General features: G+C 66.3%; 20 protein-coding genes and 1 pseudogene. 6 read left to right on the forward strand and 15 right to left on the reverse strand.

The genetic code is table 11. The annotated features are described in order from the left end of the window. The coding region (locus LL06_RS11325; protein WP_244447103.1) for an SAM-dependent methyltransferase at positions 1 to 457 on the reverse strand (457 nt) is incomplete at its 3' end. A 247-nt stretch (positions 458 to 704) separates the two neighbouring features. Here LL06_RS11325 and LL06_RS11330 point away from each other — a divergent pair. Next, positions 705 to 2,639 carry an EAL domain-containing protein gene (locus tag LL06_RS11330; RefSeq protein ID WP_035526427.1) on the forward strand — a complete coding sequence of 645 codons (1,935 nt, stop codon included), beginning with the start codon at positions 705 to 707 and terminating at the stop codon, positions 2,637 to 2,639. A 46-nt stretch (positions 2,640 to 2,685) separates the two neighbouring features. Here the strand turns inward: LL06_RS11330 and hemW are convergent, their stop codons facing one another. Genes hemW through rph form a run of 3 tightly spaced genes read right to left on the reverse strand, consistent with a single transcriptional unit; the run spans position 2,686 to position 5,291 of the window. Next, positions 2,686 to 3,897: a radical SAM family heme chaperone HemW gene (gene hemW / locus LL06_RS11335; RefSeq protein WP_152599574.1), complete on the reverse strand. Its 1,212-nt coding sequence runs from the start codon at positions 3,895 to 3,897 to the stop codon at positions 2,686 to 2,688. Positions 3,898 to 3,902: 5 nt separating this feature from the next. Then, positions 3,903 to 4,559 carry a non-canonical purine NTP pyrophosphatase gene (locus LL06_RS11340; protein WP_035526433.1) on the reverse strand — a complete coding sequence of 219 codons (657 nt, stop codon included), beginning with the start codon at positions 4,557 to 4,559 and terminating at the stop codon, positions 3,903 to 3,905. 6 nt (positions 4,560 to 4,565) lie between these two features. Further along, positions 4,566 to 5,291 carry a ribonuclease PH gene (rph, locus tag LL06_RS11345; RefSeq protein ID WP_035526449.1) on the reverse strand — a complete coding sequence of 242 codons (726 nt, stop codon included), beginning with the start codon at positions 5,289 to 5,291 and terminating at the stop codon, positions 4,566 to 4,568. Positions 5,292 to 5,516: 225 nt separating this feature from the next. Here rph and hrcA point away from each other — a divergent pair, with 225 nt between their 5' ends. After that, complete coding sequence (hrcA, locus tag LL06_RS11350) at positions 5,517 to 6,596, forward strand: heat-inducible transcriptional repressor HrcA (RefSeq protein WP_161784967.1); 1,080 nt, start codon at positions 5,517 to 5,519, stop codon at positions 6,594 to 6,596. Positions 6,597 to 7,031: 435 nt separating this feature from the next. Next, a complete protein-coding gene (locus LL06_RS27285; protein ID WP_152599573.1) occupies positions 7,032 to 7,808 on the forward strand; it encodes a hypothetical protein in 777 nt (258 codons plus the stop codon). A 69-nt stretch (positions 7,809 to 7,877) separates the two neighbouring features. Here the strand turns inward: LL06_RS27285 and LL06_RS28215 are convergent. Beyond that, positions 7,878 to 8,009 (reverse strand): annotated as a pseudogene (locus tag LL06_RS28215) (integrase); the annotation flags it as partial. Positions 8,010 to 8,307: 298 nt separating this feature from the next. Between LL06_RS28215 and grpE the strand changes: the two are divergent. Both grpE and LL06_RS11365 read left to right on the forward strand, forming a co-directional pair. Further along, complete coding sequence (gene grpE, locus LL06_RS11360) at positions 8,308 to 8,937, forward strand: nucleotide exchange factor GrpE (RefSeq protein WP_035526439.1); 630 nt, start codon at positions 8,308 to 8,310, stop codon at positions 8,935 to 8,937. Between the two features lie 39 nt (positions 8,938 to 8,976). Next, on the forward strand, positions 8,977 to 9,612 hold the full coding sequence (locus LL06_RS11365; protein WP_035526440.1) for a trimeric intracellular cation channel family protein: 636 nt from the start codon (positions 8,977 to 8,979) through the stop codon (positions 9,610 to 9,612). 30 nt (positions 9,613 to 9,642) lie between these two features. On the opposite strand, the gene LL06_RS11370 is transcribed toward LL06_RS11365, so the two are convergent. The 4 genes from LL06_RS11370 to mutS all read right to left on the reverse strand — a co-directional run bounded on the left by LL06_RS11370 (position 9,643) and on the right by mutS (position 14,788). Next, entirely contained in the window at positions 9,643 to 10,275 is a 633-nt protein-coding gene (locus LL06_RS11370; protein WP_035526441.1) for a LysE family translocator, read from the reverse strand. Positions 10,276 to 10,297: 22 nt separating this feature from the next. Further along, a complete protein-coding gene (locus tag LL06_RS11375; RefSeq protein WP_035526442.1) occupies positions 10,298 to 11,290 on the reverse strand; it encodes an adenosine kinase in 993 nt (330 codons plus the stop codon). Continuing rightward, entirely contained in the window at positions 11,287 to 11,910 is a 624-nt protein-coding gene (locus LL06_RS11380; RefSeq protein WP_081963921.1) for an AAA family ATPase, read from the reverse strand. The genes LL06_RS11375 and LL06_RS11380 overlap by 4 nt, the downstream gene beginning before the upstream one ends. A gap of 127 nt (positions 11,911 to 12,037) precedes the next feature. Continuing rightward, positions 12,038 to 14,788 carry a DNA mismatch repair protein MutS gene (gene mutS, locus LL06_RS11385; protein ID WP_052161442.1) on the reverse strand — a complete coding sequence of 917 codons (2,751 nt, stop codon included), beginning with the start codon at positions 14,786 to 14,788 and terminating at the stop codon, positions 12,038 to 12,040. Between the two features lie 158 nt (positions 14,789 to 14,946). Here mutS and LL06_RS11390 point away from each other — a divergent pair, with 158 nt between their 5' ends. Further along, positions 14,947 to 17,229, forward strand: coding sequence for an NADP-dependent malic enzyme (locus LL06_RS11390; RefSeq protein WP_035526443.1), 2,283 nt, complete (start codon positions 14,947 to 14,949; stop codon positions 17,227 to 17,229). 37 nt (positions 17,230 to 17,266) lie between these two features. Here LL06_RS11390 and LL06_RS11395 read toward each other — a convergent pair whose 3' ends face one another. From LL06_RS11395 to LL06_RS11420, 6 genes are all read right to left on the reverse strand, one after another. Continuing rightward, positions 17,267 to 18,136, reverse strand: coding sequence for a GNAT family N-acetyltransferase (locus LL06_RS11395; RefSeq protein ID WP_035526444.1), 870 nt, complete (start codon positions 18,134 to 18,136; stop codon positions 17,267 to 17,269). A gap of 116 nt (positions 18,137 to 18,252) precedes the next feature. Further along, complete coding sequence (locus LL06_RS11400) at positions 18,253 to 20,586, reverse strand: ATP-binding protein (protein WP_081963922.1); 2,334 nt, start codon at positions 20,584 to 20,586, stop codon at positions 18,253 to 18,255. Between the two features lie 61 nt (positions 20,587 to 20,647). After that, positions 20,648 to 21,649, reverse strand: a complete 1,002-nt coding sequence (locus tag LL06_RS11405; RefSeq protein WP_035526445.1) for an MDR family oxidoreductase — start codon at positions 21,647 to 21,649, stop codon at positions 20,648 to 20,650. Between the two features lie 80 nt (positions 21,650 to 21,729). Then, a complete protein-coding gene (gene lspA / locus LL06_RS11410; protein ID WP_081963923.1) occupies positions 21,730 to 22,191 on the reverse strand; it encodes a signal peptidase II in 462 nt (153 codons plus the stop codon). 40 nt (positions 22,192 to 22,231) lie between these two features. Continuing rightward, positions 22,232 to 23,089: an RNA methyltransferase gene (locus LL06_RS11415; RefSeq protein ID WP_035526447.1), complete on the reverse strand. Its 858-nt coding sequence runs from the start codon at positions 23,087 to 23,089 to the stop codon at positions 22,232 to 22,234. Further along, positions 23,086 to 24,123, reverse strand: a complete 1,038-nt coding sequence (locus LL06_RS11420) for a class I SAM-dependent methyltransferase (RefSeq protein WP_244447105.1) — start codon at positions 24,121 to 24,123, stop codon at positions 23,086 to 23,088. Before LL06_RS11420 ends, LL06_RS11415 begins: the two co-directional genes overlap by 4 nt. Positions 24,124 to 24,148 lie beyond the last annotated feature (25 nt).

The raw sequence follows: 24,148 nt of genomic DNA on the forward strand, positions 1-24,148 counted from the left end.
TTGGCGCCGAGGCGCCGGGGATCGGGATCACGCGAAGGCCGGCCTCGATCGCCGTCCGCGACAGCCGGAAGCCGGGATCGGAGACCAGCGGCGTCCCGGCGTCGGAGATCAGCGCCACGCTGCCTCCGGCCTCGAGCGCCGCCATCAGCTTCGGCCCGACCCGGTCGGCATTGTGCTCGTGATAGGCGTGCGGCCGGGTGGCGATGCCGAAGCGGTCGAGCAGCACCCGGCTGACGCGGGTGTCCTCGCAGGCGATGATGTCGGCGCCGGCCAGCGTCTCCAGCCCGCGGATGGTCATGTCGCCCAGGTTGCCGATCGGCGTGGAGACCAAATAGAGCCCCGGCTCGAGCGGCCGCGCCGCAATCTCGTGGCCGCCGACGCGGAAGCTCCGCACAGGAAGGTCCGATGCGGGGCCGCCTTGCGCGGCGTCTGCGGCGTCTGGTGTGTTGCGCGTCATCTGTGCTCCGCCATCGCTCGGCCGGGGGTGGGGTCTTGAACGGGTCTGGCAGAGTCCCGCAGGCCGGATCGAGGGGTCCCCGGCATTCCCGCGGCTCGGCGCGCCGGCCGTACCGCCCGGAAGTACAACATCTTGTATGCGAAACTCAAATTTAATTCATCTCTTCTACAGTCGGAGGCGGGTCGGGAACAATTTGCGGGATCAAACACGGCGGTTGCCAGATATGCTGAAAACAATTTTGACACGGATGTCGCGCCTTTTCTCGGTGCCCGGCGACAATCCGGATCTGCTCAAGGCCCAGTTCGAAGTGTTCTCGAGCCAGGTGCCGTTGATGTACTCCATCGTGCTGATCAATGCCTGGGCGCTTGCCCTGAATTTCATGGACGTCGCCCCGGCCTGGATTTCCCTTCACCTGCCGGCCGGCTTCACCCTCGTCTGCGGCCTGCGCCTGATGGGGTGGTGGCGCGCGCGCCACATCGTTCCCACCGCGGCCGCGGCGCGCCAGGCGCTCACGCAGACAAACCTGTTCGCGCTCCTGCTCACCACCACGCTCACGGCGTGGGCGCTGGCGCTCTACCCCTATGGCGACGCCCAGATGCAGGCCAACATCGCCTTCTTCATCGGCATCAGCGGCCTGGGCGTCATCATTTGCCTGCAGCAGCTTCCATCCGCCGCGCTCATCGCCGCCGTCGTCATCAACGTCATCTTCGTGATGTATTTCAGCCTGGCCGGGGTCGCCGCCTTCGCAGGCATGGCGGTCAACCTGCTGCTCGTCTCCGTCGCCCTGCTGTTGGTGGTGAGCGTGCAGTTCCGGCATTTCTCCGGCGCGGTCAGCGCCCGGCGCAAGCTCGAAGCGGTGAGCCGGGAGAATTTCCGTCTGGCCAATCTCGACAGCCTGACCGGGCTTCCCAACCGGCGCCAGTTCTTCTCCCATCTCGACGAGACCTTTGCCGCGGCGAACGGGCGCCGCCTGGCGGTGGGCATCATCGATCTCGACGGCTTCAAGCCGGTCAACGACCTCTACGGCCACAAGGTCGGCGACGGCCTGCTCGTGGAAGTCGGCCGCCGGCTGTCGGCGCTCATGCACGCCAATGTCCACATCGCCCGGCTGGGCGGAGACGAATTCGCCCTGACGGTCGCCGATTGTCCCGAGGATGCCGACTTGCTCACATTCGGCGAACGGATCTGCACGGCGCTCCGCAAGCCCTTTGTCCTGCCCGAGGCGACCGTGCAGCTCTCCGGCTCGATCGGTTTCGCGGTGTTTCCGGAACTGGCCGACAGCGCGCAGGAGCTTTACGAGCGCGCCGATTACGCGCTCTATCAGGGCAAGCGCTCCAACCGCGGCCACGCGGTGCTTTTCTCCGGCAGTCACGTGGTCGAGATCGAGCAGGAAAAGCGCATCGAGCAGGCGCTGAGCCACGCCGATCTCGACAGGGAGATCGTGGTGTTCTTCCAGCCGATCGTCGATATCCAGAACGGCAGGACGGTGGCCTTCGAGGCGCTGGCGCGCTGGACCAGCCCGGTGCTGGGGCCCGTGCCGCCCGGCCAGTTCATCCCGGTTGCGGAGCGGATCGGCCTGATCGGGCAACTGACCCGCGTGCTGCTCAGGAAGGCGCTGGCCACGGCGGCCGACTGGCCCGAGGACGTGGTTCTGTCCTTCAACCTCTCCACCCACGACGTCAGCTCGTCCGACGGCGCGGTGGCCATTGTCGGCATCATCCTCGCCAGCGGCATCGATCCGAAGCGGCTTGATTTCGAGATCACCGAAACCGCCATGATGTATGATTTCGTCCAGGCCAAGGCGGCGATCGACATGCTCAAGGCGCTCGGCTGCGGCATTGCGCTCGATGATTTCGGCACCGGCTATTCGAGCCTGAGCCAGTTGCATGCCCTGCCGCTGACCAAGATCAAGATCGACCGCAGCTTCGTCACCGACCTCGACAAGAACCCGGCGAGCTTCAAGATCGTCAAGTCGCTGCTGGCGCTGAGCTCCGACATGGGCCTGCGCTGCGTCACCGAAGGGGTGGAGACCGAGGAGGAACTCGCGACGCTGAGAAAGCTCGGCGGCCAGTTCGTCCAGGGATATCTGCTGTCACGTCCGATCGCCGAAGACCAGGTCGCCGGTTTCCTGCAATCGGCTGCCGCCGAGGCGGCCGGAAACGGCCATCGCGCCTCCGCCTGACGGATCGCGATGGTCCCAGCGGCGTGAGCGCCAGGTGGGCCTGTGCTCAGTAGGCGAGATCCGCCACCACCGCGTCGAGCACCAGCATGCCTTCCGGAGTGCAGCGGATCCGGTCCGGCGTCATCTGCTCGATCATGCCGTGGCTGATCAGGAACGAGGTCCGCTCGGCGTCGAGCGTCCGGCCCGAAAGCTGGCTCCAGCGCCTGAGATCGATGCCCTCGCGCAGCCTCAGCCCCATCAGCAGCAGCTCGTCGGCCTGTTCCGACGCGCTCAACTCGCTGGTCTCGACCATGCCGTGGCCGTTGGCGGAGACCAGCTCCAGCCATTTTTCGGGGTTGCGCTCGGTGGCGGTGGCGATCTTGCCTTCCGACGTCAGCAGCCGCCCGTGTGCGCCCGGGCCGATGCCGGCATAGTCGCCATAGCGCCAGTAGGTGAGATTGTGCCGGCTCTCGGCGCCGGGGCGGGCGTGGTTGGAGACCTCGTAGGCCGGCAGTCCGTGGCTCTCGCACACCTGCCGGGTCAGCTCATAGAGATCGGCCGACAGCTCGCCGTCCGGCACGATCAGCTTGCCGGCCTTGTGCAGCCCGTAGAACGGCGTGCCTTCCTCGATGGTGAGCTGGTAGAGCGACAGATGGTCGGCGGCAAGCGAGATGGCTTCCTCGAGCTCCGCCCTCCAGGCATCCAGCGTCTGCTCGGGCCGCGCGTAGATGAGATCGAACGACATCCGCGGAAAGATCTCGCGCGCCAGCCCGATGGCTTTCAGCGCCTCGGCCCGGTCATGCAGCCGCCCGAGCCGCCTGAGGTCGGCATCGTTCAGGGCCTGCACGCCCATCGACACCCGGTTGACGCCGGCTTGCCGGTAGCCGCGGAAGCGGCCTGCCTCGACGCTCGAGGGATTGGCCTCGAGCGTGATCTCGATGCCGTCCGGCACCACCCAGGCGGCGCGCACCGCATCCAGAATGGCGGCAACCGTTTCTGGCGCCATCAGCGAGGGCGTGCCGCCGCCGAAGAACATCGAGGTGACGACGCGCGGACCCGAGATCGCCCGCATCGCCTCGATCTCGCGCTGAAATGCGGCGACATAGGCCTGCTGGTCGATGCCCGCGTGGCGGACATGGCTGTTGAAATCGCAATAGGGGCATTTGGCGGCGCAGAACGGCCAGTGCAGATAGACGCCGAAGCCGGGCTTGCCGGTGTCGGGTTGGATCGCATCGGGCGAATTGCTGTCCGGCGCGGCTGTGCCGGCGGCCGCGGAAATCGGGCTCACGTGGCGGCAACGCCGAGCCGTTGCTCCGCGAACAGCTTGAAGGCGCGCGCGCGGTGCGACAGCGCGGTCGCCTGACCGGGCTTCCAGCCGTGCTTCTCCTCGGCCGGCATCTCGCCGAAGGTGCGGCTGTGGCCGTCGGGCCGGAACACCGGGTCGTAGCCGAAGCCGAGCGAGCCCCGCGGAGGCCAGACCAGCACGCCCTCGGCCTCGCCGCGATAGAAGCTGGTCTCGCCCTCGGGCGTGGCCAGGCACAGCACGCTCACGAACCGGCCGGTGCGTTGGGCGTCGGTCGCGGCACCCCGCGCCTTGAGTGCGTCCTCGACCTTCTGCATGGCAACCTCGAAGCTGCGGCTGCCGTCGGCCAAAGTCGCCCAGTCGGCGGTGTAGACGCCGGGCGCGCCGTCGAGCGCGTCGACCACGAGGCCTGAATCATCCGACAGCGCCACCAGCCCCGAGGCGCGGGCGGCGGCCAGCGCCTTGGTCGCGGCGTTCGCCTCGAACGTGTCGCCGGTCTCCTCGGGCTCGGGCAGGCCGAGCTCGGCCGCCGAGGTCACCTCGACGCCGAGCGGCGCGCACAGGTCGCGGATTTCAGCGATCTTGCCGGCATTGTGGCTGGCGACCAGCAATGTGGTGAGCGTGGCGGGGGTGGACATCGGCTCTCACTGCGGTCCTGCGACCGTCTCCTTCTGCTTCGTCACCAGGTCGGCGATCCCGGCCTTGGCCAGCGCCATCAGTTCGAGAAGCTGGGCTTCCGAGAACGGCGCGCCTTCCGCCGTGCCCTGGATCTCGACAATGCCGCCCGATCCGGTCATGACGAAATTGGCGTCGGTCTCGGCGGCCGAATCCTCGAGATAGTCGAGATCGATCACCGACTGGCCGGCGAACACGCCGCAGGAGATCGCCGCGACATGGTCCTTGAGCACCCGCTCGACCTTGACCATCGAGCGCGCCTCCATCCATTTCAGGCAATCATAAAGTGCGATCCAGGCGCCGGTGATCGACGCGGTGCGCGTGCCGCCATCGGCCTGGATGACGTCGCAGTCGACCGTGATCTGGCGTTCGCCCAGCGCTTCGAGATCGACCACCGCGCGCAGCGAGCGGCCGATCAGGCGCTGGATCTCGAGCGTCCGGCCGCCCTGCTTGCCGGCGGTCGCCTCGCGGCGCATGCGGTCGCCGGTCGAGCGCGGCAGCATGCCGTATTCCGCCGTCACCCAGCCCTTGCCGCCGTTGCGCAGCCATGGCGGAACCCGTTCCTCGAGGCTCGCGGTGCACAGCACATGCGTGTCGCCGAACTTGACCAGGCAGGATCCCTCGGCATGCTTGGATATGTTGCGCTCGAAGCTGACCGCCCGCATCATGTCTGTCTTCCGGCCCGATGGACGCATCATGTCTCTCCTGATTCCGCTATCGCCGCCTTCTATCGGCGCGCACTGAAGGATGCAAAGGAAAAGCGCTTGGCATTCCCGGCCCGGGGAGGCGTGGCGCCGCCGCCTGTCTTTACATTGCCTCTTCCGTGCCGCGGGGCAAAACCCTATATTCGCCTCCAAGGACCGCCCTGTTCCCGCGCCAGGGGATTTCCGGAGGCGGCCCAAAGGACAACCGGGATGACCATGAACACGCCCTCCATATCCGCGGATCTCGCCGGATCGCTCGACGAGCGGTCGCGGGAGATCTTCCGCGCGCTCGTGGAAAGCTACATGGAATCGGGCGATCCGCTCGGCTCGCGCTCGCTGTCGCGCATGCTGCCGATGTCGCTGTCGCCGGCCTCGATCCGCAACGTGATGAGCGACCTCGAGGACCTGGGGCTGATCTACGCGCCGCATGTCAGCGCCGGCCGCCTGCCCACGCAGAAGGGCCTGCGCTTCTTCGTCGACGCCTTCATGCAGGTGGGCGACCTGCAGCCCGACATGCGCGCCACCATCGAGCGCCAGGTGCATGCCGAGGACACCAGCCGGCCGGTGGAGACGCTTCTGACCGAGGCGAGCCAGATGCTCTCGGGCATGACCCGCGGCGCGGGCCTGGTGATCGCCGCCAAGCAGGACGCCACCATCCGCCATATCGAGTTCATAAGGCTCGACCCGAAGCGGGCGCTGGTGGTACTGGTGGGCGGCAACGACCAGGTCGAGAACCGGGTGATGGAACTGCCCGACGGCGTCACGGCGGGACAGCTCACCGAGGCTGCCAACTTCCTCAACGCCCATCTCGCCGGGCGCACGCTGAGCGAGGTGCGGTCTGAACTCGAGCGCATCACAGACGAAGTCCGCTCCGAACTCGACGTGCTCTCGCGCGATCTTGTCGAACGGGGCCTCGCCGTCTGGGCCGGCACCCGCGAGGGCGCGGGCGCGGCACGGCTGATCGTGCGTGGCCGCGGCAACCTGCTTGCGGGCCTGTCGGCGGGCGAGGAGCTGGAGCGGCTCAAGCTGCTGTTCGACGAGCTCGAGCGCAAGGAAAGCCTGATCGAGCTGATGACGCTGGCCGAGGAAGGCTCGGGCGTGCGCATCTTCATCGGCTCCGAGAACAAGCTGTTTTCGCTGTCGGGCTCGTCGCTGATCGTCGCCCCCTGGCGCGACAGCGAGGACCGCGTGGTGGGCGCCGTGGGCATCATCGGCCCCACCCGGCTCAACTATGCGCGGATCGTGCCCATGGTCGATTACACCGCGCAGCTTGTCTCGCGGCTGGTGCGGAAATAATTAGAGGCTAATCGGCTTCGCGCCGCATCTCTCCCGCCAGGAAAACGGCGGCGCCCGACAGGCGCGTTTTGCTGGAACGCGCCAAGGGCAGACGTGCTTGCACGCGGTGATGAAGGACTGGTTTCGATCCGACCAGGGTCGTTGCGCTTTGCGCGCGCCGTGGCAGCTTTGGGCGGGAAGCGGACGTTAGGAGTTCACGGAGCTATGCGGGGACGAAGCTAACGCGCGGTCAGCTTGACTCATTCAAGCGCCAACAGAGGCGTCAAAATAAAACACCACGCCACGCCCCAACAGACGGGCATCGCCAGTTGACCGTTCAAATAAGGAAATATACAGTTTAGATTATCAGGACTCCATATGTAATTTAACCGATTTCATTAAAAGTATGGAATGTCAGGTTAACTTTGAATAAAACAAAGATAATGGAGGAGAGAGTTGTATTTTTCACGAGGCAAACAAATTTTACTGGCAGTTTTATTTATCTTGTTCGCGTTTTCAGCTTTTTATTACTATGGACGATACGAACGTAATCAAAATTTGAGTTCATTATATTTTGGAGGTAATGAGTATAATTTCGATAAGATTTCTGACTCTATGAAATTGAGGAAATCTTTCTCGCATACCATTGACGGAGAAGATTATGTTGTGCAGCTATTCGTTGTTGCCGACAAGGATCTGAATATGTGCGATGATGATGAGATCCTAGTTACATTGGTTTGGGACGGTGCATCAACAACAGATCAGCCCGATAATTTCAAAGCGTACACATTAAATCCTCTGGAAAAGGATTTGTATTACACATTGAAGTATTATTTATCAAGTTCATTTGAGATTAAAAATAAAAATTTTAATTACAATAATTTTTACGACGATTTAATAGTTGGAGATAATAATTTTGAGAGTACGACAAGCAAATATAAAATCATTAATCTAAAGAGTTTTCTTAGGGATCGTTCCTTGAATTATTCGAAAACCGAAACTAGGCGGATAGTGGTTAGTGACAATCGCGTAGTGGCTTGGTTGGATTATTTAAATGGTTCGTATGAAGAAGGAGGTCGCAAATTTAGTATTAAGTATAAGGATAGTGCAACCGATTTTTATGTGCAATTTACAGTAGACATTGGGGAGGGAATATCGTCCGGATATCAGTGTTTGTTCGATACGGCAGATGCCATCACGACTGAAGTCCATTCAGTGACGGTGAATAAATGAATATAGTGGATCATAGTACCTCAAATCATAGACAGTTCAGGGCCGACAAAACGTCGGCCTTTGGAATGGTCAGATTTCGACAGCTTCAGAGATCGTCAGGGCATCCTCCAAGTCGACACCGAGATAGCGGACGGTGCTGTCCATCTTCGCGTGTCCCAGAAGCTTCTGAACGGCGCGTAGGTTGCCAGTCTTTTTCCGCAAAGGGCCGAATGCTGATGCATCCCTTGCCTCATGCAGCTTTGGAACAGGTTCGAGCAGTGCCTGACACCGACGCGCCGGTTAGTGAGGATCTGTCTGATCCGTCACGCCTCTACGCACGGCTCCGACCGGTTTCGAAATCTCGCCCCGCCAACCCCTGATCCCACGGCCGGTCTGTCTCCGGATAGGACGGCGATCTGCCCGGCCCGCACCACGAGGCCCTTGATTTTTGCCTCCCAAACCTCGATATGCGGGGCAACTCCCTAAGATTTTAATCGGAAACAGTCAGGACAAGCACACCATGAGCGATGAAAGCCAGGGCCACGAAGACGCCAAGCCACAGGCCGACGCCGCACAGAAGGATGGCGAGACCGTCACTCCCATGCAGGCCGACGACCTCGATCCGATGGCGGCACTTGCCGCCGACATCGAGCAGTTGAAGGACCAGCGCCTTCGCATGGCGGCCGACATGGAGAACCTGCGCCGCCGCACCGCGCGCGAGATCAAGGACGCCAAGAGCTACGCCATCTCGGGCTTCGCCCGCGACATGCTGCAGGTCTCCGACAATCTCCAGCGCGCGCTGGCGGCCGTCCCGGAGCAGGCCGACGACGCGGCCGACAACGGGCTCAAGACACTGATCGAGGGCGTCGAGCTCACCGAACGCGCCATGCTGGCCGCACTCGAGCGCCACGGCGTGCGCAAGCTCGAGCCGAAGGGCCAGAAGTTCGATCCGAACTTCCACCAGGCGATGTACGAGGTGCCCAATACCGAGGTGCCCAACAACACCGTCGTCGACGTGGTCCAGCCCGGCTACGTGATCGGCGACCGCATGCTCCGGCCCGCCATGGTCGGCGTCGCCAAGGGCGGCCCGAAGGAAACGGCCACCACGGCCGAGCCCGGCCCCAGCCCCGAGGCCGAAAAAGACGCGTGATGTGAGCGCGGCCTGAGCCGCGGGCAGGAGATCTGACGCATGACCCTGCTCGACGCCCTTGATTATGCCGGTGTCGCGGTGTTCGCCGCCACCGGCGCGCTCGCGGCCTCCCGCAAGCAGCTCGACATGATCGGCTTCATCTTTTTGGCCGCCGTCACCGGCATCGGCGGTGGCACCTTCCGCGACATCGTGCTCGGCGCCACGCCGGTGTTCTGGGTGCAGGAGCCCGAATACCTCATGGTCTGCGTCGCCGTGGCGGTGGCCGTCTATTTCACCGCCCATCTTGTGGAATCGCGCTACCGCCTGCTGCTCTGGCTCGATGCGATCGGGCTCTCGGCCTATTCGGTGATGGGCGCGGCCAAGGGCCTGGCCTTGACGGGGTCTCCGGTCGTGGCGCTGGTCACCGGCATGATGACGGCGACGCTGGGCGGCATCCTGCGCGATCTGCTGTCGGGCGAACCCTCGGTGCTGATGCGGCCGGAAATCTATGTCTCTGCGGCGCTGGCCGGCGCCGGCGGCTTCATTGCCGCAAGCCTCATCGGGGCGCCGTTGCTGGCGGCGTCGCTCGCGGGCGTCATCCTCGCCTTTGCCGTGCGCGGCGGCGCCATCCGCTACGGCTGGGCCTTCCGGCCCTACAAGCCGCGGCCCGGACGTCCGCCCGAAGACGTGATGTGAACCGGCAGGCCACAGTCCGGAAAAGGCGCCTCAGGACCGCTGCAGCGCCAGATGGGCGCCCAGGCCGACCAGCACCGTGCCGCCGAGCCGCTGCATCAGCCGCTGCGCCGACCCCGATTGCCTGAGCCGCCCGATCAGCACGCCCGCCAGCATCACGCAGACGAGGTCGGCGGACGAGAACATCAGATTGACGAGCGTGCCGAGGATCACGAACTGCAGCCACACGGGAAAGCCGGCCGAGGCATCGATGAATTGCGGCAGGAAGGCCAGGAAGAAGATCGCGGTCTTCGGATTGAGAATCTCGACCGTCACGCTTTCGACAAAGGCGCGCCGCCCCGATTTCGGCAGGATGCCGGGCTCAAGGCTCGCCTTCGCAGACGCGCCGCGAAACAGCGACAGGCCCAGCCACACCAGATAGGCGGCGCCTGCGAGCTTCACCGCCATGTAGAGCCAGGGCACGGCGTGGAACAGGATCGACAGGCCCGCCGCGGCCGCGGCCACATGCCCGTAGCAGCCCAGATGGATGCCCAGCGCTGCCATCAGCCCGGCCCTGCGGCCGCGCGCCAGCGTCTGGGCGGTGGCGTAGAGCATCGCCGGGCCTGGGATATAGGCAAACACCGCCGTGGTGACGAAGAACGGGATCAGAAGCTCGATGGGCGGCATGGAGGTTCTCCCGAGACCCGTCTCAGATGAGCCCCGCCTCGCGGGCGGCGTCCTTGAGCGACAGTAGCGGCCGCGGGCCGATCTGCTGGATCACCAGGCCCGCGGCCAGGCTTCCGAGCTTGCCGCACACATGCAGCGGCTTGCCCTGGGCATAGCCGTGCAGGAAGCCCGCTGCGTACAGGTCGCCCGCGCCGGTGGTGTCGACCACCTCGTCGACCCGGAGCGCCTCAACGTCGACGCGCGCGCCATCCGAGAGCACCAGCGAGCCGAGTTCGGAGCGGGTGACGACGGCGATCCGGCAATCCTTGCCGAGCTGCCGCGCCGCATCCTCGAAATCGTCGGTCTCGTAGAGCGATTTCACCTCGTCGGAATTGGCGAAGACAATGTCGATCGTCCCCGAGCGCATCAGCTCGAGGAACTCGTCGCGGTAGCGGCCGACGCAGAACGGGTCCGACAGGGTGATGGCCATTTCGCGGCCATGGGCGTGGCCGATCTCGGCGGCGAGCCGGATCGCCTCCTTGGCGCGCGGCGGATCCCACAGATAGCCTTCGAAATAGGTGACCTTGGAATCGGCCACCACGTCCTTCTCGATGTCCTCTGGCCCGAGCTCGACGCAGGCGCCGAGATAGGTGTTCATCGAGCGCTCGCCGTCGGGGGTGACGAAGATCATCGACCGCGCCGTGGGCGGCGTGCCGCCGAGCGGCTTCGTGGCGAAATGCACGCCCTGGGCGCGGATGTCGTGGGTGTAGATCTTGCCGAGCTGGTCGTCGGAGATCTTGCCGAAATAGGCCGATCGGCCGCCGAAGCTGGCGATGCCGGCCGCGGTGTTGCCGGCGCTGCCGCCCGAGGCTTCGATCGCCGGTCCCATCCGCGCATAGAGAAGCTCCGCGCGCTCCGCGTCGATCAGGTTCATCGCCCCCTTGATGATGTCGTTGTCGACGAGAAAGGCTTCGTCGCAGCGGGCGATGATGTCGACAATGGCATTGCCGATGCACAGGACGTCAAACTTGCTCATGAGATTGTCTTACCAGTTGGCCGCTCGGGATTCCCTGGTTGTCTTAACGTTTTTTTGCCGGATTGGAAGGCCGCAGCCTCTCCAACCGCGCCAGTCCGCGCGATGACGAAGGCCACGCGCTCCTCGACGGACACGCGGGGAATTTCCATGAGCTCGTAGCCGCTGGCGCGGTAGGCCGCCACATTGGCCTCATGATCGCGGAGGGCGAAGTCGAAATCATGGCGCCTTTCGCCGTCCCGGGCGAAGATCTCCTCCCAGGGCGGGCAGACAAAGACCGGCCCGTCGAACCTGCGTTTGCCGGCGGCCTCCTGCATGGAGCGCGGCGGCGGCCGCCCGATCACCGCGCCATAGGCGATCGCCTCGATGAAGCTCCGGTCGAAAAAGACCGGTCGGCCGGGCGCGGCCTCCGCCCCGTCGAAGGCGGCAATCGAGCGGACAAAGAGCAGGTCCATGAACGCCGCCTGGTCCCTCCAGGGCAAGGCGGTCCCGCCTGACGCCATCTGCTCGGCGACGATCTGCCGCCCGGCCTCGGGCACGGTGGCGAAGCCGGCCCCGGCGAGCGCCGCGATCAGCGTCGATTTGCCGCCGCCAGAGGCGCCGGTGATGACGAATTTCGGCATGGATCATGGACCTCCCTGCAAGATGGATGAAGCAGCGTCAGCGCCGCGCTCCGTCTTCAAGGCCAAGCGCAAGGGGCGCCCTGGACCGGCCTGGCGCCTGGAGCGTGAAGTCGGATCTGTGAAGCGGTCAGCCTTTCGGCTGTTCAGCCAGCCGGCGCTTGAGCTCATAGAGCGCCTCGAGCGCGTCGCGCGGCGTCATGTCGTCGGGATTGAGCGCGGTGAGATAGGCGTCGGACGCCGAGGGTCCCTTTGCGGGCCTGGGCGGCTCCCGGTGCACCGGCACGGCGAACAGCGGCAGGTCGTCGATCAGCCGGTTGGCCGGGTTCTCGCGTTCGGTGGATTCGAGCAGGTTCAGCACCTCCCGCGCCCGCGCCACCACGGCGTCGGGAAGCCCCGCCAGACGCGCCACCTGGATGCCGTAGGAGCGGTCGGCGGCGCCGGGTCCGACCTCGTGCAGGAACACCACGTCGCCCTGCCATTCCTTGACCTTCATGGTGGCGTTGGAGAGGCGCGGCAGCTTGTCCGAAAGCGCGGTCAATTCGTGGAAATGGGTGGCGAACAGGCCGCGGCAGCGGTTTTCGGCATGCAGGTGCTCGACCGCCGCCCAGGCGATCGACAGCCCGTCGAAGGTCGCCGTGCCGCGGCCGATCTCGTCGAGGATCACCAGCGAGCGCGGGCCGGCCTGGTTGAGGATCGCCGCGGTCTCGACCATCTCGACCATGAAGGTGGAGCGCCCGCGCGCGAGATCATCCGATGCGCCCACGCGCGAGAACAGCCGGTCGACCGCGCCGATATGGGCCGCGCCTGCCGGCACGAAGGAGCCCATCTGCGCGAGAATCGCGATCAGGGCGTTTTGTCTCAGGAAGGTCGACTTGCCGCCCATGTTGGGGCCGGTCAACAGCCAGATCGCGCCTCCGTCGGAACTGCCCTCGGGCGGCGAGAGATCGCAGTCATTGGCGACGAAGGGCTGGGCAGCCTGGCGCCTCAGCGCCTGCTCAACCACCGGATGGCGGCCGGCGACGATCTCGAAGGCGAGGCTGTCATCTACCCTTGGCCGCGCGTAGCCCTGTTCCTGGGCGAGGTCGGCCAGCGCCGCCGTCACGTCGATCACCGACAGCGCGTCGGCCGCCGCCTTGATCGCCTCGGCCTCGGAGACTGCCAGCAGCACCAGCTCGTCGAAGGCCGCGAGCTCGATCGCCAGCGCCTCGCCCGCCGCATTGGCGATGCGGGTCTCGAGATCGGACAGTTCCGTGGTGGTGAAGCGCATGGCGTTGGCCATGGTCTGGCGATGGATGAAGCGCGCCCGAGCAGCATCCCCCTCGGTCAGCGGGCCGGCGTTCTGGGCGGTGACCTCGATGAAATAGCCCAGCATGTTGTTGTGCTTGATCTTGAGCGAGCGCACGCCGGTATCCTCGGCGTAGGAGAGCTGCAGGCCGGCGATCACGCGGCGCGACTGGTCGCGGAGCGCCCTGAGCTCGTCGAGCTCGGCGGAATGGCCCGCCCGCACGAAGCCGCCGTCGCGCTTCATCAGCGGCAGCTCGTCGGCGAGCGTGGCCGAGAGCCGTGCGGCGATCTCGCTGGGCAGCGCTTCAAGCGCGGTCACCGCGCGGGCCAGGTGCTCGGGCGGATCGCCGGCGTCAAACAGGTGCGCGATCTCGCCCGCGGCGGTGACGCCGGTGAGGATCGCGCCCAGATCGCGCGGGCCGCCGCGGTTGAGCGCCAGCCGCGACAGCGCGCGGGGCATGTCGGCCACGCCCTTGAGCGCCCGCCTCAGCCGGTCGGTGAGCGCCTGCTCGGCGATCAGCCAGGAGACGCCGTCGAGCCTTGCGTTGATCGCGGCCGGGTCGGTCAGCGGCGCCATCAGCCATTCGGCGAGCTTGCGGCCGCCGCCGCCGGTCACCGTGCGGTCGATGGCCTTAATCAGGCTGCCCTGGCGCTCGCCCGACAGCGTGCGCACCAGCTCGAGATTGGCCCGCGTCGCCGGATCGATGAACATCCGCGCGCCGTCGCTGTCGCGCGCGGGCCGCCCGAGCGGCGGCCGTTCGGCGATCTGGGTCTTCTCGACATAGGCGATGACGGCTGCCGCCGCCGCCAGCTCCGCGCGCGAAAAACTGCCGAAACCGTCGAGCGAGCTCACCTCGAAGAAGCGCGAGATCCGCCCCTCGGCGGTGGCGCTGTCGAACAGCACCGCCGGCTGCGGCGAGGCCACGCGCCCGAGCTGGTCGATCAGTGGCCTGAGTTCGGGATCGTGGAACACGTTTTCCGCCAGGATCAGCTCGCTCGGCTCCACCCGGGCGATGTCCGCCAGGAGCCGCGCCGCGCGGCTCTCGGCGACATGGAAGGCGCCGGTGGAAATGTCGATCCAGGCAAGCCCGAACTGCGCCTCGCTGGACCCCTTGATGCGCGCCAGCGCCATCAGGAAGTTCGACTGCGACGGGTCGAGCAGCCTCTCCTCGGTCAGCGTGCCGGGCGTGACCAGCCGCGTGACGTCGCGGCGGACGACCGATTTGCCGCCGCGCTTCTTGGCCTCGGCCGGATCCTCGGTCTGCTCGCACACCGCCACCCGGAAGCCCAAGGAAATCAGCTTCTGCAGATAATCGTCGGCGGCATGCACCGGCACGCCGCACATCGGGATGTCCTGGCCCAGGTGCTGTCCGCGCTTGGTCAGCGTGATGCCGAGCGCCCGCGAGGCGTCGACCGCGTCCTCGAAGAACAGCTCGTAGAAGTCCCCCATCCGGTAGAAAAGCAGCGAATCCGGGTTGGCCGCCTTGATCTCGATGAACTGCTCCATCATCGGCGTCGCCGTTGCCCGGCTTTCCGCCGTGGCGAGCTGGGCGGTCGTCAGCGTGGCCGGATGGAGCGAATGTTCGGCGTTCAAGAGGACGGGCCTGCCTTGGGTTTTGGAATGATTGCGATGTAAGCTTCAGCGATCGTTGCCTTTACAGGCCGATCCAACCACCCTAACGGTGGGAAGAGGACAAAGACAACAGGGTTGAGGCGCCGTACACAAGGTCGCCCACAACGGGATGGAGCATTATGCCAGGGACGGACAAGTCAGATCGCTCATTTTCCGCGGTAACCGACCAGGAGGCGCTGGATTTCCACGCCCGCGGCCGGCCCGGAAAGCTGGAAATCACCCCGACCAAGCCGATGGCGACGCAGCGCGACCTGTCGCTCGCCTATTCGCCGGGCGTCGCGGTCCCGGTCAAGGCGATCGCCGAGGATCCCTCGCGCGCCTTCGACTACACCGCCAAGGGCAACATGGTGGCCGTCATCTCCAACGGCACCGCCATCCTCGGCCTCGGCAATCTCGGCGCGCTCGCCTCCAAGCCGGTGATGGAGGGCAAGGCGGTGCTGTTCAAGCGCTTCGCCGATGTCGATTCGATCGACCTCGAGATCTCCACCGAGGATGTCGACGAATTCGTCAATTGCGTGCGGTTCCTGGGCCCGAGCTTCGGCGGCATCAATCTCGAGGACATCCGCGCGCCCGACTGTTTCATCATCGAGCAGCGCCTGCGCGAGGTGATGGACATCCCGGTGTTCCATGACGACCAGCACGGCACCGCCATCATCGCCGCGGCGGGCCTCATCAACGCGCTGCACCTGACCGGCCGGGATCTGACGACCACGAAGCTCGTCTGCAACGGCGCGGGCGCGGCGGCGATCGCCTGCATCGAGCTCTTGAAGGCGATGGGGTTTGCCTCCGACAACATCACCCTGTGCGACACCAAGGGCGTCATCTACCAGGGCCGCACCGAGGGCATGAACCAGTGGAAATCGGCCCATGCCATCAAGACCGAAGCCCGGACGCTGGCCGACGCCATGGTGGGGGCTGACGTCGTGCTCGGCCTCTCGGTCAAGGGATCGCTGACCGACGAGATGATCGCCGGCATGGCCAAGAACCCGATCATCTTCGCCATGGCCAATCCCGATCCGGAAATCACGCCCGAGGACGTGGCGCGCATCCGCAACGACGCCATCATGGCCACCGGCCGCTCGGATTATCCCAACCAGGTCAACAATGTCCTGGGATTCCCCTATATCTTCCGCGGCGCGCTCGATGTACGCGCCTCGACCATCAACGACGACATGAAGATCGCCGCCGCGCAGGCGCTGGCGGCGCTCGCCCGCGAGGACGTGCCCGACGACGTGGCCGCCGCCTACCAGGGGGTGCGGCCGCGCTTCGGCCCGCAATACATCATTCCGGTGCCGTTCGATCCGCGGCTGATCTCGGCCATTCCGGTGGCCGTCGCCCGCGCGGCGATGGATTCGGGCGTGGCGCAGAAGCCGATCCTCAACATGGACGCCTATGCGCAGGAGCTGTCCGCCCGGCGCGACCCAATCGCCTCGACTCTGCAGCGGCTCTACGAGCGGGTGCGCCGCCACCCGCGCCGCGTCGTCTTCGCCGAGGGCGAGGAGGAGCAGGTCATGCGCGCCGCCGTCTCCTATGTGAACCAGAAGCTCGGCACCGCCTGCCTGCTCGGCCGAGAGGAGCAGATGCGCGAGACGGCGCGGTTCGCCGGCATCGATCTCGACCGGGCCGGCATCGAACTCGTCAATGCGCGGGTGTCGCGCCGGGTCGAGGCCTACACCGACTATCTCTACGGCCGGCTGCAGCGCAAGGGCTACCTGCACCGCGACTGCCAGCGGCTGATCAACACCGACCGCAACCATTTCGGCGCCTGCATGGTGGCGCTGGGCGACGCCGACGCCATGGTCACCGGCACCACGCGCAACTATTCGACCGCGCTCGAGGACATCCTGCGCTGCATCGACGTGCGCCCCGGCCACCGGACCATCGGCGTGTCGCTGGCGCTGTGCCGCGGCCGCACCGTGTTCGTCGCCGACACGGCGGTGATCGACATGCCCAATTCCGAGGAACTGGCCGACATCGCCGAGGAGGCCGCCGGCCTGGCGCGCAGGCTCGGCTACGAGCCGCGGGTGGCGATGCTTGCCTATTCCACCTTCGGCAATCCGACCGGCGAACGCTCGGAGCGGGTGCGCGAGGCGGTCAGGATTCTCGACAAGCGGCGGGTCGATTTCGAGTATGACGGCGAGATGGCCGCCGACGTGGCGCTCAATCCGCAGGTGATGGAGCAGTATCCGTTCTGCCGCCTGTCGGGCACCGCCAATGTGCTGGTCATGCCCGCCTTCCACTCGGCCTCGATCTCGACCAAGATGCTGCAGGAACTGGGCGGCTCGACCGTCATCGGCCCGCTGCTCGTGGGCCTCAACAAGTCGGTCCAGATCATCTCGATGGGCGCCAAGGATTCCGACATCGTCAACATGGCGGCGATCGCCGCCTACAACGCGGCCTGATCAGGCGGGACTGCCGGGCCGCCAGGCGGCGGGCACCTCAGGCGGCGAACCGCGAGGCGTCGGCGCCGTAGTGGTTGATGTAGCGGCCGGTGATCTGCTGGACCGGCAGCATCACCAGCACGTCGGTGGTGCGGAAGGCCACGTCGACCACCGCCTCGCCCGAGACCAGCGCTCCGACCCGGAGATAGCCCTTGACCAGCGGCGGCATCGCCGCGATGGCCGCGCGCGGATTGATCGCCTCGACCGGCATCATGTCCATCGACAGGCCGCGGCCGGCGATGGCGCGGACGTTCCAGTCGCCATTGGCGGCCGCCGTCTGGTTGAGGAACGACAGCGCCAGGGCGTGGGCATAGGGCTTGTCGCCGGGAAACGAGGCGCATCCGAACATCACGTCGACGCCGTGGCTGAGCGCATAGGCCCAGTTGCCCTGCCACAGCGCCTCAAGCGTGCGGCGGGTGCGGTACTCGCGCAGCACGCAGGAGCGGCCGAGCTCGAGAAAGCGCTTGTCGGGGTTGCGGCCGACCAGGTCCATGACATCGAATTCGCTTTGCGAATAGAAGCCGTCGTGCCGCGCCGCCACTTCCTGCCTCAGGAGCCGGTAGGTGCCGACGATCTGGTCCTCGCTCTCGCCGGCAAGCGCCGTGTCGAGCACGATGAGGTGATCGCAATAGCGGTCGATGGTGTCGTAGTCGCGCTTCTGCAGCATGGCGTCCGCCGGCAGCCGCGCACCCATCTCCTCGACGAAGACATGGTAGCGCAGCGCCTGGGCCGCTTCCACTTCGCTCAATGTGGTGGCAAGCCGGACTTCCAGCGATCCGATGCGCCCGAGGATCGGGGTCTGCGATTGAAATTTCGCGACCGGTGCGAGGAAGGGCTTTGACAAAGACCGTTGCACGTGCGTTTCCATGGGTGTTCTCCCGCTTGCTGATGGCGGGGTTCAACCATGATTCTGCGACATCCGAGTGACATTTTCCATCCCGGATCCTGTGATTTCCGGGGGATTGCGTGTTTTATTCAGCGTAATCAGCCTGCAGCCTGCGATCTTTTGCGCGCCGTGACGGTTGCAAGCTGCAACAGCCAGTCCGGATCGACCGGCTTTTCGGCATGGCCGTCGGCGCCGGCGGCGAGCAGGTCGTCGCGGGTCGAGGCCTGGCCGTCGGCCGACAGCACGATCACCGGCAGCCGCGTGAGCTGTCCGGCCGCCTCTTCCGCGCGGATCTGCACGATGGCGCTGCGGCCGTCGAGCTCGGGCATCGACAGGTCGGTGATGACGAGATCGTAGCCGGCCACGCCGCCGGGGCGCTCCATGGCCTCGCTCACCAGGTCGCGGCCGTTGTCCACCACAGTGACCCGGTGGCCCTGGCGGGCGAGGGTGGTGCGCACCACCAGCGCGTTGACCGGGTCGTCCTCGGCGAGCAGGATGTCGAGCGTCGGATTGGTCGACGCGCGCTCGAGCACCGCCGGCCGCCGCCTTGCGCTCATCCGGTCGCGGTCGTCGCGGTCGTCGCGGCGCGCCAGCACATTGATCAGCGACTGGCGCCTGACCGGCCGGACCAGCCAGGCATCGGCGCCATGGCCGGGGTGGCTGGTGAGATCGCGGCTGTCCTCCGGGGCGATCACCACCGTGCGGGCGATGCCGGCGGGAAATTCGCTCGGCGCCGCCGACAGAAGCGCCTCGGCGCGGTCGGCCAACCGCCGGTCGACGATGATGTCGCTCAGGGTCGCGCCGGAGCGGTAGAGCCGCATCAGCGCCGTCATCATGGTTTCCGCGTCGTCGGCGGTCTCGGCAATGCCGCCGAGATCCCGGATGGTCCACATCAGCGCGGTCGACACCGGGCCGCGCGGGGCGATCACCAGCACGGTGTGGTCGGCAAGCGCGCCGTGCACCGGCTTGCCGGCTTCGGGTTCCGCAAGCTCGCGCACCGGCACCGAGAACTGGAAGGTGCTGCCCTGGCCGGGCGTCGAGGTGACGCCGATGCGGCCGCCCAGCGCCGTGACGATCCGCGTGGAGATCGACAGGCCGAGGCCGGCGCCGCCCTGCTTGCGGGTGGGGCCGTTGTCGGCGCGTTCGAACTCCTCGAAAATCCGCTCCTTGTCGGCGTCCTTCAGGCCCGGGCCGGTGTCGGAGACGATGAAGGTGAGCTGCGTGTCCTCGCGGCCCACCTCGATGAGCACGCCGCCGCTCTCGGTGAACTTGATGGCGTTGCCGACGAGGTTGAACAGGACCTGCCTGAGCCGGCCGATGTCGGAGGTGATCCGCGCCGGCGCCTCGGGCGCGATGTGGACGGCGATCTCGATGCCCTTTTCATGGGCGCGCGAGGCCATCAGCTCGCAGACGCCGTTGACCAGTTCCTCGAGATTGCCCTCCTCGTGGCGCAGGTGCAGCCGCCCGGCCTCGATCGAGGTGACGTCGAGCAGGTCCTCGATCAGCGACAACAGCGACTGGCCCGACTCGCGCGCGGTCTTGAGATAGCTCGCCTGTTCCGGCGTGGTCTCGGTCTGCTCCAAAAGGTGGGTCATGCCGAGAATGCCGTTGAGCGGCGTGCGGATCTCATGGCTGACGGTGGCCAGGAACCGGGATTTGGCGTGGCTGGCGGCTTCCGCCTTCTCGCGCGCCTCGACCAGTTCCGCCTCGGCCGCGCGCACGGCGGTGACATTGCGGCCGATGCAGTTGATGAACAGCTCGCCCGATGACGGGTCCCGCGAGGCGGTTTCGTGCCAGGTCCAGATGGTCTGGTCCGGCCCTTCGCCCAGCACCAGCTCGCGGGCGCCGGTTGCCTGGACGTCCGCCGGCTTGATGCCGGCCATGGCGAGCGTCAGCCCGACCGGATTGTCCGAGCCCGTCACCCTGCGGAAGGTCTCGTTGGCGTAGACGATGCGGCCGTCGAGATTGCAGGCCGTCACCATGTCGCCGAGCGCGTCGAACACGGTGGCGAGATGGCCCGAGAACTCGCCCAGCTCCCAGTTGCGGTCGATGTCGCGTTCGGCCAGCGCCGCCTTCTCGGCCATGGCGCGCGCCGGATGCCCGTCTGAGGTCTGCCTGAAGGAGCGCTGCAAGAGCGGCGTGGCGGCATAGACCGCCAGGCCCGCGACCGAGGCCAGAAGCAGCGCAGGCGCGTTGAACGCCACCGACACCGCCGTCACCGCCATCGCGGCGGAGACCAGGAACAGCGGCGCGGAGGCCGATCCGGCCATGGCCGCCTGTGCGTCGGGTCTGTCCGCCGCAGGTCTCGGCACCGGGTACCGCACCGCGGGAATCACTTCCGGCGCGCGGAGAGAGGCGTTGCCATGCTGGTCCACCGGCCGGGTCAGGGCCTGGTGAAGTGCGTCCTGGAGTCGTCGCGGTTCTGTGCTCATGGGCCTTGGATATCATGGCCCGGTAAGCAAAGATTTCTGGAAATCCGTCGAATTTTAACGATCAGGAATTCTGTTTCATATTGACCACCACGCGGCCACGGATCCTGCCGTCGATGATCTGGTGCGCTGCCTCGACGATGCCGTCGAAGCCCACTTCGCGCGACAGCGCCTCGAGCTTGGCGATGTCGAGGTCGCGGGCGAGCCGCGCCCAGGCTTCCTCGCGCAGCGCCAGCGGCGCCATCACCGAATCGATCCCCAGCAGCGAGACGCCGCGCAGGATGAACGGCGCCACCGATCCCGGCAGGTCCATGCCCTGGGCCAGGCCGCAGGCCGTGACCGCGCCGCCATAGGAGGTCATCGACAGGACATTGGCGAGCGTGTGGCTGCCGACCGCGTCGACGCCGCCGGCCCAGCGTTCCTTGCCGAGCGGCTTGGCGGGGCCCGACAGCTCGTCGCGGTGGATCACTTCCGATGCGCCGAGGCTTTTCAGAAACTCCGCTTCCTCGGTGCGGCCGGTGGAGGCGATCACCTCGTAGCCGAGCTTGCCGAGCAGCGCGATGGCCACGGTGCCGACGCCGCCATTGGCGCCGGTGACCACCACCGGGCCGCGCTCGGGCGTGATGCCGTGGCGCTCGAGCGCCATCACCGACAGCATCGCGGTGTAGCCCGCCGTGCCGATCGCCATCGCCGAGCGGCCGTCCATGCCCTCGGGCATCGCGATCAGCCAGTCGCCCTTGAGCCGCGCATAGGCGGCATAGGCGCCGGTGTGGGTCTCGCCGACGCCGAAGCCGTTGAGGATGATCCTGTCGCCCGGCTTGAACCGGGCATTCCCGGAGCTCACCACGGTGCCCGCGCAATCGATGCCCGGCACCATCGGCCAGCGCCGCACCACCAGGCCCTTGCCGGTGATGGCGAGCCCGTCCTTGTAGTTGACGGTGGTCCATTCCACCTCGACGACCACGTCGCCTTCCATCAGGTCCTCGAGGCCGAGTTCGGTCACGTTGACCGACATCACCTTGTTTTCGTCGCGGGTGAGCAGGATGCCCTTGAAACGGTCTTGCATGGAAGCTCCTCATCTGTGTGTCGGCCCAAACTGACCCGCCGCACCGGCAAGATCAAGGCCGGCGAGCCGTTCGGGCGGTTTCAGTCCTGGTGTTTGCGGTCCCGCACCATCAGTACCAGCTCGTCGAGCACGATCAGCGCGGCGCCGACGCTGATGAAACTATCGGCGAGGTTGAAGACGGCGAAAGACCAGGTCTCGGTGTGAAACAGGATGTAATCGACCACATGGCCGTAGACAGCGCGGTCGATCAGGTTGCCGAGCGCGCCGCTGATGATCAGCGCATAGCCCAGATGGGCGATCGCCCGGCCGCGCGGGTTCTTCCACCACAGATAGGAGACGAAGACGATCACCAGCGCCGTCAGCGCCAGAAGCCAGGTGTCGGGCAGCTCGCGCAGCAACGAGAAGGCGATGCCCTCGTTCCAGGTGCGGTAGAGCGCCAGCATCGGGATCACCGGCACCATCTCGTGGAACGGCAGCCTTGTCTCGACCAGCCACTTGATCGCCTGGTCGAGCGCCACCGCGCCCGCCACCAGCGCCAGCATGGGAACGATCCGGCTCAGCGCGGAACGGGTCTGCGGGGCTTCACTCACGGGGCGGGTCTCCGAGTTCGAGGCAATGCCGCCGCGCCTCGAACAGCATCACGCCGGTGGCGATCGCCAGGTTGAGCGAATCCGCCCGGCCGGCCTGCGGGATCCGTGCGAGCTTTTCGCAGGCCTGAGCCAGCGTGTCGGGCAGGCCCGCCTGCTCGTTGCCCATCAACAGCACCACCGGCCGGCCCTTGTAGCCGATCGTGCGGTAGTCGACGCTGCCCTTGAGATGGCTGCCGACCAGTAGCGGCGAGGCCTTCTTCGACCAGGCGAGGAACGCCGCCTCGCTCACGCGCACCAGCGGCACGGCGAAGATCGAGCCCATGGTGGCGCGGACCGTTTCGGTGGAAAACGGATCGACCGTGTCGCCGATCAGAATCACGCCGGCAGCGCCGGCCGCGTCGGCGGTGCGGATGATGGTGCCCAGATTGCCCGGATCACGCACCCGGTCGAGTGCCACCCAGGTCTGGTCCGGCTTGAGCTTCACCTGATCGAGCGCCGTGACGCGTTGCTCGAACACGGCGATGACGGCCTGCGGATTGTCGCGCCGCGTGATGGCGGTCAGCACCTTGTCGCTGACTTCGAGCACCAGCCCGCCGCGCGCCACCGTCAGCGCGGCGATCTTTTCGACCTGCGGCTTGCCGCGCTGGGCCTTGGCGTAGATCAGCGTGCGGATCGCCCAGCCGAGCTCGATCGCGTCGATCACCAGCTTGAGGCCTTCGGCGAGGAAGGTGCCGGTCTCGTCGCGGTGCTTCTTCATCGACAGCGCGCGGATGTCCTTGATCACCGGGTTGGACAGGCTGGTGATGTCCTTGACCTGGCCGACGCGCGACGTGGGGGTCGAATCGCTCATTGCGGCAGCCACCGGGCAAACAGCGAGGTCGACAGCGCCCGGCAGTCGTCGGGATCGGGCTTGCCGCTCTCGCGCAGGATCAGCTCGCCCGATTCCACGCGGCCCCCGGCGCCGCGCATGGTCTCGCGCATCAGTTCGTGGATGGCGTAGAACGAGGCCCGGATCGAATAGGCCGTCAGCACCAGCCCGACCGGCTTCGGGCTCAGCAGCTCCCGGCAGATGTCGAGCATCAAGGGCAGGTGCTCGAACAATTGCCAGACCTCGCCGTTCGGCCCGCGGCCGAATTTCGGCGGGTCGGTGAGGATGATGTCGTAACGGCTGCCGCGGCGCTCCTCGCGGGCGATGAACTTCATTGCGTCCTCGCAGATCCAGCGGATCGGACGATCGTCGAGCCGGGCCAGCGCCTGGTTCTCGCGGGCCCAGCCGATGGCCTTCTTCGAGGCGTCGACATGGGTGACCTCGGCGCCGGCCTTGGCCGCCACCAGCGAGGCGACGCCGGTATAGCCGAACAGGTTGAGCACCTTGAGCGGCCGCTTGCTCTCCGTGATCCGGTCGGCCATCCAGCGCCAGTGGGCGATCTGCTCGGGAAACACGCCGACATGGCGGAACGAGGTGAGGCGACCGTGGAAATCGACGCCGAGCAGCTTCATCGGCCAGGTCTCGCCCAGCGGCACGTTCGGAAACGCCCAGCGGCCGATCCCGTCCTCGTCCATGTCGCCGGTGAACACCGCGTCGGCCCGGTCCCAGACGCCGTCGGCAAGGCCGCGCGCCCACAGCGCCTGCGCCTCCGGGCGGACGATGCGCAGATCGCCATATTGCTCGAGCTTCTCGCCCTGTCCCGCCGCATTGACGCCGGTGTCGAGCAGCCCGTAGCCGTCTTCATGGCCGGTTTCGAGGATCATCGGCACGGTCTGGGCGGGCAGGGCGCCGCTGCGCGGGATGAGCGGCCGGATCGGCGCGGTCTGCTTGCCGGAAGGCTCCGCGGCGCGCCTGTCGAACACCGGCGCGCTGTAGACCGGCTCGGCATCATCGATTTCCAGGACGCGATGATCGGCCCGT

Source organism: Hoeflea sp. BAL378, from assembly GCF_000759435.1.
Lineage (GTDB): Bacteria > Pseudomonadota > Alphaproteobacteria > Rhizobiales > Rhizobiaceae > Hoeflea.